This window comes from uncultured Mailhella sp. (genome assembly GCF_944324615.1).
Taxonomy (GTDB): domain Bacteria; phylum Desulfobacterota; class Desulfovibrionia; order Desulfovibrionales; family Desulfovibrionaceae; genus Mailhella.
The window spans coordinates 143,937-153,800 of sequence record NZ_CALUWY010000001.1; the positions used below are offsets into that span (position 1 = coordinate 143,937).

Sequence of the window (9,864 nt, forward strand, 5' to 3'; positions counted from 1 at the left end):
TAACGGGGGATATCATAATGCGCGTTCTGATGCTTGGATGGGAATTTCCGCCGCACATCAGCGGAGGGCTGGGGACCGCCTGCTACGGCATAACGCAGGGGCTTACGAAAAAGGGAACCGACATCGCCTTCATTCTGCCCAGCATGAAGGCCGATTCTTCGCCGGCGGGAACCTTCCTGCGTTCCGCCTCCGGCGTTCCCATTTCGCGCGCCCTGAAGAAGGCCGTGGAAAAAGTACACCAGCAACAGGAATCCGACGAATTCGCCCACCTGTTCATGCGCCCCGTCAGCGCAAGGCTCAATCCTTACGGTGACTATGACTTCGGCCGGCGCGACATCGACCCCGACGTTTTCAATGAAAACGACCAGTGCGTCGAGGAAATCAGCCACTTCCGGGGTGGCTACCACGACGACCTCATGGACGAAGTGTACCGCTTCAGCACCGCCGCCACCTCCGTGGTGCTGGAAGAGCACATGAAGAAGAAGGCCGACGTCATCCACGCCCACGACTGGATGACCTATCCTGCCGCCATCGCGGCCAGCCGCCTGAGCGGGCTGCCCTTCGTGGCTCATCTGCACGCCACCGAGTTCGACCGCTGCGGCGAACACGGCTACGACAAGATCTACAACATCGAACGTGACGGGCTGCAGGCCGCAGATCACGTCATCGCCGTGAGCCAGCGCACCAAGCAGGTGGCCGTGGAACGCTACGGCGTGCCGCCGGAAAAGGTTTCCGTGGTGTACAACGGCGCCTTCCTGCATGAAAAAGTTCCCACCTTCGATATTCCCGAGCTTGTGCGTGATGAAAAGCGCGTCCTGTTCATGGGCCGCATCACCTTCCAGAAGGGACCGGAATACTTCGTGGAGGCCGCGCGCCTCGTGCTCAACGAAATGCCGGATGTGCGCTTCATCATGGCCGGCAACGGCGACCTTCTGCCGCGCATGATCCGCCGCGTTGCGGAACTGCGCATGGGCAGCCGCTTCCACTTCCCCGGCTTCATGCGCGGCAAGGACGTGCAGCGCATGTACTCCATGGCCGACCTGTACGTCATGCCCAGCGTGTCCGAACCCTTCGGCATCGCTCCTCTGGAAGCGCTGCAGTGCGGAGCCCCCATCCTGCTTTCCAAGCAGTCCGGCTGCGCCGAAGTGCTGCCCGGAGCCCTCACCGTGGACTACTGGGACGTGCGCCAGATGGCCGACAAGATCCTCGACGTGCTGAACCACCCCGACATGGCCGCCGAAAGCCTCAGACGCTGTCAGGAAGCCCTGCAGACCCTCACCTGGGAACGCGCCGCCGACGGCATTCTCGAAGCTTACGCCCATGTCTGCCCCAATGCCCGGAGTTGAGCCATGCCTTCCGTATGCTTTTGCTTTGAAGTACATCAGCCCTGTCGGTTACGTCCCTACGGGTTCTTCGACATGGGCGCCAGGAAAGACTACGAGGACAGGGAACTGAACCGCAGCATCATCCGCAAGGTGGCCGAAACCTGCTACCTGCCCATGAACGCCCTGCTTCTGGAGCTCATCGAGCGCCATCAGGGACGCCTGCGCCTTTCCTTCTCCCTCTCCGGCACCGTCATCGACCAGCTCGAAGCCTACGCGCCGGAAGCGCTGGAAGGCTTCAAGGCCCTTGCGCGCACCGGATGCGTGGAATTTCTGGACGAGCCTGACAATCACGGTCTCGCCTTCCTCTTCTCCGAGGAGGAATTCCGCGCCACGGTGAGGCGGCACCGCGAACGCATGTACCGGCTCTTCGGTCAGCAGCCCCGGGCCTTCCACAACACCGAGCTCATCTACAACAACGATGTGGCTCAGATGGCGGAACACATGGGCTATTCCGTCATTCTCTCCGAGAGCCCGGGATACATGCTCGGCTGGCGCAGCCCCCACTTCGTCTACCGTCCCCAGAGCTGCCCGGGCATGAAGCTCATGCTGAAGAGCTCCTCCCTTTCCGACGACATCGCCCGGCGTTTCTCCGACCGTTCGTGGGTGTCCTACCCGCTCATGGCCGACACCTTCGCCTCGTGGCTGCACCGGGTGAAGGGCAACGGAGAAGTGATCAACCTCTTCATGAATTACGAAACCTTCGGCGAACATCAGGGCGCCGATACCGGCATCTTCGACTTCATGCGGGCCCTGCCGGATCAGATTCTGAAAGACCCGGAATTCAACTTCCTCACCGTGTCCGAAGCGGCCGACCGTTACGGTTCCTACGCCGCTCTGGATGTTCCCTACCATGTATCCCAGGAGGGCGACCTTTACCCGTGGCTCGGCAACGACATGCAGAAGGACGCCTTCCGCGCCCTCTGCGAATGTCAGGGACTGGTGAACTACCTCGATGATGAAGAACTCACCGGAATTTGGAGGAAACTGCAGACAGCCGATCACCTCTATTATATGAGTACGCCCAGAACTTCGGGCGGCAGAGCGCATCCGGCGCTGTCCCCTTACAGGACCCCGCTTGAGGCCTATACCAACTTCATGAACATTCTGGCGGACTTGCGCATACGGCTCGTTGCCAAATCCAACCAGTAGGCATATTAAAGAACTAACGCCCGCGGCCCCGCTTTTCCCCCAAAGGGAAAAGCGAGGCCCTTCGCGTTAGAATTCACCCTTTACGGAGTTTTCATGAACCAACCTTCACGCACCCACCTTTTCGAGGTCAGCTGGGAAGTGTGCAACAAAGTCGGCGGCATCTATGAGGTCGTCGCAAGCAAGGCGCAGCAGGCGATGAACGCCTACAACGGCGAGTACTTCCTCATCGGACCCGATACCAAAAAAAATACGGAGTTCACCGAGACGGACGAACCCTGCTGGGACGCTCTGCGTTACCCCCTGAAGGACAAGGATCTGCGCTGCCGCTTCGGCCGCTGGGAAATCCCCGGCCGTCCGCGCGTCATCCTCGTGGACTTCAACGGCCGCCACGACTCGAATCAGATACTGCGCCAGCTCTGGGAACGCTTCGGCGTCGATTCTCTTTCCGGCGGCTGGGACTATATCGAACCTGTGCTGTTCAGCTATACCTGCGGCGAAGTCATCGCCACCATTCATCAGGTGCTTGCCACCCGCAACAAGAGCCACGGCGTGGCCCACTTCCATGAATGGATGTGCGGCGCGGGCATTCTCGCGCTCAAGCAGCTCGCTCCTTCCATGGGCACGGTGTTCACCACCCACGCCACGGTGCTCGGCCGCGCCATGGCCGGCAACGGCGTGGACATCTACGCCCGCATGTCGGAAATCTCCCCCTCGCAGGAAGCCTATCGCTACAACGTCACGGCCAAGTGCTCCATGGAAACCGTGAGCGCCCGTGAAGCCGACGTGTTCACCACGGTGAGCGGCATCACCGCCGAAGAAGCCCGCGTCTTCCTCGGCCGCACGCCCGACATCATCACCGACAACGGGCTCGACCTCTCCGTCATCCACGACTACAGCGCCGACCGCAAGAGCGCTCTGGAAAACCGCAGGAAGCTCCTTGCTCCCGTGAGCCGTCTGCTGCGCCGCGAAATCTCCCCCGACACCCGCATTCTCGTCATTTCCGGCCGCTACGAATATCACAACAAGGGCGTGGATCTCTTCCTCGACGCTCTCGCCAAGGCCAAGAAGTCCATGCAGAACACCTCCAACAAGGTGCTCGCGCTCATGCTCATGATGGGCGGTCATACCGGCGTGAACGAAAAGGCCATAAACGGCGATCCTTCCGTGGTGGCCGATCCTTCCATGCCTGAAGCGGGCTTCCTCACCAGCCATCAGGTCTACGACGCGCCCAATGATCCCATTCTCACCACCTGCCGCCGCCTCGGCCTGAACAATACGAAGGACGACAACGTGCAGGTCGTGTTTGTTCCCGCCCTGCTCGACGGGCACGACGGCTTCTTCAACATGCCTTATTTCGACGTGCTTTCCGGCTGCGACCTCGGTGTGTTCCCCTCCTGGTACGAGCCCTGGGGCTATACTCCCCATGAAAGCGCCGCCTACAGCGTGCCCACCGTCACCACCGATCTTTCCGGCTTCGGCCTCTGGATCCGCCAGATGGAAAACGAAATCGGCATTCAGCCCGGCATAGGCGTCATCGCCCGCCGCAACGCCGATTACGCCAAGACCGTGGACTCTCTCGCCGAAGTCATCGTCCACTGCGCTTCCTGCTCCGACGAAGAACTCGATCAGCGGCGCCGCTCCGTGCGCGCCGCCGCAGCCCATGCCTCCTGGGATCAGTTCTTCCAGCTCTACAGACAGGCGTACGACCTGGCCAATGAAAAGGCCCATTCCCGCCGTTTCGCCTCCAGCCACAAAGCATCCTCCATCACCAAGGAACTCGCCATGCGTCCTTCTTCCATTCCCTTCCTGCGCACGCTGAACGCCGTGTCGGAACTTCCCGCCGAACTGAGCCGCCTGCGCGACCTCGCCAACAACGTCTGGTGGTGCTGGCAACCCGAAGCGATGGCGCTTTTCAAGGGCATGGATCCCGACCTGTGGGAGGAATGCGGCCACAATCCCATCGCCATGGTGGAAAGCACGCCTCCGAACCGCCTGCGCGACCTTGCCTCCGACGTCACCTTCGTGACCCGTCTGAAGAAGATCTGTGAAGACTTCGACACCTACATGGCGCAGCCTCTCGTCACCGACACGCTGGAAGACGGCACCACCGTCGTTTCTCCCGAAAGGCCCATCGCCTACTTCTCCACCGAATACGGCCTGCATGAAAGTCTGCAGCTTTATTCCGGCGGTCTGGGCGTCCTTTCCGGCGACCACCTGAAGTCCTCCAGCGACGAACGCCTGCCCCTCATCGGCGTGGGCCTCTTCTACCTGAACGGCTACTTTCAGCAGACCGTGGACAAGAGCGGTCATCAGAACCCGCAGTACCCCGAGAATCAGCCCGCCTGCCTGCCCCTTGAAGCCATGCTCGACGACAAGGGCGACCCGCTCATGATCTCCCTGCCCCTCGGTTCCCGCACCCTCTACGCCCGCATCTGGAAGCTGCAGGTGGGCCGCGTGCCGCTGTACCTCATGGATACCAACGTGTCCAAGAACAGCGACGACGACCGCCGCATCACCGCCCGCCTCTATGAGGCCGACCGCGACGTGCGCATGCGTCAGGAAATCCTGCTGGGCATCGGCGGCGTGCGCATGCTGGCCGCCCTCGGCATCACGCCTTCCGTGTGGCACATGAACGAAGGCCACTCCGCCTTCCTCGTGCTGGAACGCCTGCGTCAGCACATGAAGGGCGACGACCTCACCCTCGATGAAGCCAAGACCCTCGTCCGCAGCTCCTGCGTGTTCACCACGCACACCCCCGTGGACGCCGGCAACGAACGCTTCTCCGTGGATCTCATGAGCCGCTACTTCCAGCCCTATGCCGAGATGCTCGGTCTGGAATGGGCCGACTTCCTCGCTCTCGGCCGTCAGGACGGCGGCGACGCCAACAACTTCGACATGACGGTGCTCGCCCTGCGCATGTCCTCTCAGGCCAACGGTGTGAGCGCCATGCACGGCATGGTTTCCCGCCGCATGTGGCGCAATATCTGGAAGGGCTTCACCGAAGCGGAACTGCCCATCGGCCATGTGACCAACGGCGTGCACACCGCCTCCTATGTGGGCCCCGCCTTCCGCATTCTGCTGTGGCACTACCTCGGCGCCAACTGGCTCGACATGCATCCCGAAGATCCCGCCTGGAACAAGGTGCAGTCCATTCCCGACGATGAATTCTGGGCCGCCCGCCGCGCCCAGAAGCAGACGCTCATCGACGCCCTGCGCGAACGCCTGCCCCACTGCTCCGCCTATTCCGACATCTCCGGCGACCAGCGCGTGCAGTGGCTCTCCAGCCTCACGCAGAACACGCTCATCATCGGCTTCGCCCGCCGCTTCGCGCCCTACAAGCGCGCCACCATGCTCTTTGCCGATCCCGACCGCCTCGCCCGTCTGCTCAACGACCCGAACCGTCCCACGGTGCTCATCATGGCCGGCAAGGCCCATCCTGCGGACAGCAAGGGCATAGAGCTCATTGAAGAAGTGGTCCGCTGGTCGCGCGATCCCCGCTTCTTCGGCAAGATCTTCTTTGTGGAGAACTACAACCTCGAAGTGTCCCGCCTGCTCTCCCGCGGCTGCGACGTGTGGCTCAACACGCCCCGCCGTCCCCATGAAGCAAGCGGCACCAGCGGTGAAAAGGTGCCGGTCAACGGCGGCATCAACCTCAGCATCTCCGACGGCTGGTGGGTGGAAGGCGCCAACGGAAAGAACGGCTGGACCATCGGCCCCAAGGCCACCTATGCCACCCTTTCCGCCGAGCAGAACGACTATGCCGACGCCGAAAGCCTGTACCAGATTCTGGAAAACGACGTGGTTCCGCTGTTCTTCCAGCGTGATTCCGACGCTCTGCCCCACGGCTGGATAGCCGTGGCCAAGAACTCCCTCCAGAGCCTCACCGCCATGTACGGCTGCCGCCGCATGGTCCGCGACTACATGGAAAAGATCTACATCCCCGCCGCCCGCCGCGGCGTGGCCATGGACGCCGACCGTCAGGCCAAGGCCCGCAGGCTCACCGAATGGCAGAAGAACATCCCCGGCCGCTTCAATACCGCCAGCATCCAGTCCATCGAGGTTTCCGGTCTGGAAAGCGATACCGTGTACTGCGGCAAGCCCTTCACCGTGAAGCTCACCCTGAACCCCGGCGAAATGAAGAGCGAGGAACTGCTCGCCCAGTTCGTTCTCGGCCTGAGCGACGGCGCGAACTTCACCGATGAACCGCAGATCATCAACCTCACCCTCACCGGAGAGGAAAACGGCATCCTCACCTACGAGGCCTCCTGCACGGCCAGGGCAAACGGCCTGCATGCCTACGGCCTGCGTGTGGTGCCCTTTGCCGATCCCATGGACAACGTCCTGCGCGCCGGTCTGGTGCAGTGGGCCTAGTCTGACCACCTTCTGAAACAACAGGCGCGCGGGGCCGCAACCCCGCGCGCCTGTCGTATTTAAAGGTATTTCCGGGGCGTTTCCCGCCGGGCCGCACCATGTACCGGCCCGCCGGAAAAAAGGCCCCACGCGCCCCCGAAAAGGCGCCTGTTCCGCCCGTACCGCCTCTTCTCGCACAGGGAAAAGAGGCTTTACTTCGCAGGATAGCCCACAGGCTGTATCATATACACCTTCCAGCCTTCGGGCAGGGAAAGCCTGCCGTCCAGCCGGTCCGTTTCCTGCGCCTTCATCACATTCACAAGCCCTGCGGAGGCACAGTACAGCGCCACGTTCTCATACATGGAGCCGATGTGCATGGCCGAGTAATGGTCGCTTTCCTGCGCGACGTGCAAGAGCACCATGGGCGCGCCGTTGTCGTACATCTTCAGCCAGTTTTCCCCCTGAAGCACCTGCTCAAGGGCATTGTTCCGCGCGTCATAGCGGTACACGCCGTCGGGCAGCACGGCGTACACGCCGATGCGCTGATAGTTCATGGCCGTGGGCACGGTGAGGCGGCCGTCGTCACGGTTCACGCCGCAGGCGGCCCAGAGAATGTTGGACACTTCCTGCACGGGCAGGGGACGACTGTCGAAAGAGCGTTCCACATGCCGTGCGGCAAGGGCCTCCCGCACGGAAAGTCCGCCTGTCTTCTGCGGAGCGGGAAGCTCCACCAGCATATCGGCCGAAGCGGTTACGGGCACGGTGAGCGCCGCGCAGCACAGCAGCGAAAAAAGCATGGATCTTAAGGTCATGGGCACTCCTTGCACAAGAGAGAGAGTGTTTGTGGAGGACGCTCCTTCCGGGAAAGCGCCCGGCGGAAGGCCCCGGGAAAAATCTAGCAGAAAAGCGTGCGCCCGTCCTGCGGGGAACAACATGTTGCAAGATTTTCCCGGAAGGATGCGGCCGCCGCAGCGCCCGGGCCTTGATTGACGGGCAACGGAAGGGAATGCTACTGTGCAGAAAATTTCGCGCCCGCCCTGTGCGGCAACGGCGCGTGGAGATCTTCATGCAGCAGAAAGAACTTGTGGAATTCATCGCCAGGTCGCTGGTGGATAATCCCGATCAGGTGACGGTGAACGAATCGGAAGCAGATCAGGGTTCCGTGCTGGAACTTTCCGTTTCCCGGGACGATCTCGGCAAGATCATAGGCAAGCAGGGGCGCACGGCGCGCGCCATCCGCACCATTCTCGGCGCCGTGTCCGCCAAGACGAAAAAGCGCGTCGTTCTGGAAATTCTCGAATAATGCCCGCCTCCTCTCTTGTTGTACTGGGGCGCCTCACCAAGCCCCACGGCGTCAAGGGCGAACTTCGCGTGGACTACTACGCCGATTCCGCCGACCTTCTGGAAAAGCCCCTCATGCTCCGCGCCGGGCGTTTCGCGCCGCGCCCCGTGCGCATCCGCGAATGGCATCTGTGGAAAGACCAGCTCATTTTAAGCATAGAAGGCTGCAACGACCGTTCCGCCGCCGAACAGCTGCGCGGGCAGGAACTGCTCATCGACGCCTCCTTCCTGCCTGAAGCGGAGGACGACGAACCGTACCTGCGCGACCTCATCGGTCTTTCCGTGCGCCTTGCCGACGGTACCGTGGTGGGCGAACTGGAGGATGTGGACTTCCCCGCCGGACAGGAAATGTGGGTCATCCGCGCCCCGGAAAGCGAGGGCGGCTACGAAATTCTCTTCCCTGCCGTGCCTGAATTCGTGCTGGACATCGACCTTGACGCCGGAAGCGCCACCATCGCTCCGCCGGAAGGCCTGCTCGACCTGTACCGGGAAGGCGCCTCCGCCGACGTTCCCGACGACGGGCAGGAGGAACAGGACCCGGCAAACTCTTCTTCCCGAGCATAGACGCCATGCGTTACAACCTGGTCACCCTGTTCCCGGAATGGTTCGACTCGCCCCTTTCCAGCGGACTCATGGAAAAAGCGCGGGAAGCCGGGATCGTGGAATTTTCCTTCTTCAACCCGCGCGACAAGAGCACGGACCGCCATCACTCCGTGGACGACCGCCCCTACGGCGGCGGACCGGGCATGGTGCTCATGCTCGACCCCCTGGTGCAGACGCTGCGCGCCCTTGCCCCCTGCAACGGCAGAAAGGGCAGGCTCATCGCGCTCACGCCCGCAGGCAGGCCCTTCACCCAGGCCCTTGCCCGGGAACTGGCGCAGGAAGAGGAGCTCACCCTTGTCTGCGGCCGCTACGAGGGTTTCGACGCACGCCTTTTCGAGCTTCTGCCGGTGGAACCGGTATGCGTGGGAGAAGCGGTGCTCAACGGCGGAGAAGCCGCGGCCCTTGCCGTCATCGAAGCCACGGCGCGCCTTCAGCCCGGATTCATGGGCAAGGATGAATCGGGAGACGAGGAAAGTTTCAGCAACGGCCTTCTGGAATACCCGCAGTACACAAGGCCGGAAAACTTCGAGGGACTTGAAGTTCCCGCCGTGCTTCAGGGGGGCAACCACGCCCTCATCGCCGCGTGGCGCAGGGATCAGTCGTTGCTTGCCACGGCAAAGCACAGGCCCGACCTGCTCGAACACGCCGTACTCACCCGTCACGACCGGGAAATCCTGCGGGCCGCTCCCCGCTTCCGTCCGGCGAAGAACCTCTTCGTGGCCCTTCTGCATCACCCCGTGCGATTAAAAGATCGGAAAACGGGCACAACATCTTTGACAAACCTCGATATTCACGATATAGCACGAATTTCCCGCACCTATGGGATCAGTGGATTCTTCGTGGTCACGCCGCTGAAGGATCAGCTCAGACTCTTGGCAACACTGCTCTCCCATTGGACGGAAGGGCCAGGACTGTCGTTCAATCCCGACAGGGCCGAAGCCCTTCGACTGGTCAGGCCTGAGGAATCTCTGGAAAGCGCGATTGCGACGTTGACAACCGATCGCGGCCTGCCGCCCTTTGTGGTCGGCACCAGTGC

At 62.0% G+C, this 9,864-nt stretch carries 7 protein-coding genes; 6 read left to right on the plus strand and 1 reads right to left on the minus strand.

Going from position 1 to position 9,864, the window contains the following annotated elements; translation table 11 throughout:
- Positions 1 to 17: 17 nt before the first annotated feature.
- From Q0K07_RS00575 to glgP, 3 genes are all read left to right on the plus strand, one after another.
- On the plus strand, positions 18 to 1,346 hold the full coding sequence (locus Q0K07_RS00575; protein ID WP_294554964.1) for a glycosyltransferase: 1,329 nt from the start codon (positions 18 to 20) through the stop codon (positions 1,344 to 1,346).
- Positions 1,347 to 1,349: 3 nt separating this feature from the next.
- Positions 1,350 to 2,534: a glycoside hydrolase family 57 protein gene (locus tag Q0K07_RS00580; RefSeq protein WP_294554967.1), complete on the plus strand. Its 1,185-nt coding sequence runs from the start codon at positions 1,350 to 1,352 to the stop codon at positions 2,532 to 2,534.
- Positions 2,535 to 2,627: 93 nt separating this feature from the next.
- The gene (glgP, locus tag Q0K07_RS00585) at positions 2,628 to 6,905 is read left to right on the plus strand and encodes an alpha-glucan family phosphorylase (protein ID WP_294554970.1); all 4,278 of its coding nucleotides are present in this window, start codon (positions 2,628 to 2,630) and stop codon (positions 6,903 to 6,905) included.
- Between the two features lie 191 nt (positions 6,906 to 7,096).
- On the opposite strand, the gene Q0K07_RS00590 is transcribed toward glgP, so the two are convergent.
- Complete coding sequence (locus Q0K07_RS00590; RefSeq protein WP_294554973.1) at positions 7,097 to 7,696, minus strand: nitroreductase family protein; 600 nt, start codon at positions 7,694 to 7,696, stop codon at positions 7,097 to 7,099.
- Between the two features lie 254 nt (positions 7,697 to 7,950).
- Here Q0K07_RS00590 and Q0K07_RS00595 point away from each other — a divergent pair, with 254 nt between their 5' ends.
- The 3 genes from Q0K07_RS00595 to trmD form a co-directional block, all read left to right on the plus strand.
- Positions 7,951 to 8,187, plus strand: coding sequence for a KH domain-containing protein (locus Q0K07_RS00595; protein ID WP_294554977.1), 237 nt, complete (start codon positions 7,951 to 7,953; stop codon positions 8,185 to 8,187).
- The gene (rimM, locus tag Q0K07_RS00600; RefSeq protein WP_294554981.1) at positions 8,187 to 8,789 is read left to right on the plus strand and encodes a ribosome maturation factor RimM; all 603 of its coding nucleotides are present in this window, start codon (positions 8,187 to 8,189) and stop codon (positions 8,787 to 8,789) included. The genes Q0K07_RS00595 and rimM overlap by 1 nt, the downstream gene beginning before the upstream one ends.
- Before the next feature lie 5 nt (positions 8,790 to 8,794).
- On the plus strand, positions 8,795 to 9,864 hold a 1,070-nt coding region (gene trmD, locus Q0K07_RS00605; protein ID WP_294554984.1), incomplete at its 3' end, for a tRNA (guanosine(37)-N1)-methyltransferase TrmD.

What these genes read in the sequence shown, in the direction of transcription:
- Q0K07_RS00590 (WP_294554973.1), bottom strand. Translation starts at nt 7,696, where the DNA reads ATGACCTTAAGATCCATGCTTTTTTCGCTGCTGTGCTGCGCGGCGCTC.
- Q0K07_RS00580 (WP_294554967.1), top strand. Translation starts at nt 1,350, where the DNA reads ATGCCTTCCGTATGCTTTTGCTTTGAAGTACATCAGCCCTGTCGGTTA.
- Q0K07_RS00575 (WP_294554964.1), top strand. Translation starts at nt 18, where the DNA reads ATGCGCGTTCTGATGCTTGGATGGGAATTTCCGCCGCACATCAGCGGA.
- Q0K07_RS00595 (WP_294554977.1), top strand. Translation starts at nt 7,951, where the DNA reads ATGCAGCAGAAAGAACTTGTGGAATTCATCGCCAGGTCGCTGGTGGAT.
- rimM (WP_294554981.1), top strand. Translation starts at nt 8,187, where the DNA reads ATGCCCGCCTCCTCTCTTGTTGTACTGGGGCGCCTCACCAAGCCCCAC.
- glgP (WP_294554970.1), top strand. Translation starts at nt 2,628, where the DNA reads ATGAACCAACCTTCACGCACCCACCTTTTCGAGGTCAGCTGGGAAGTG.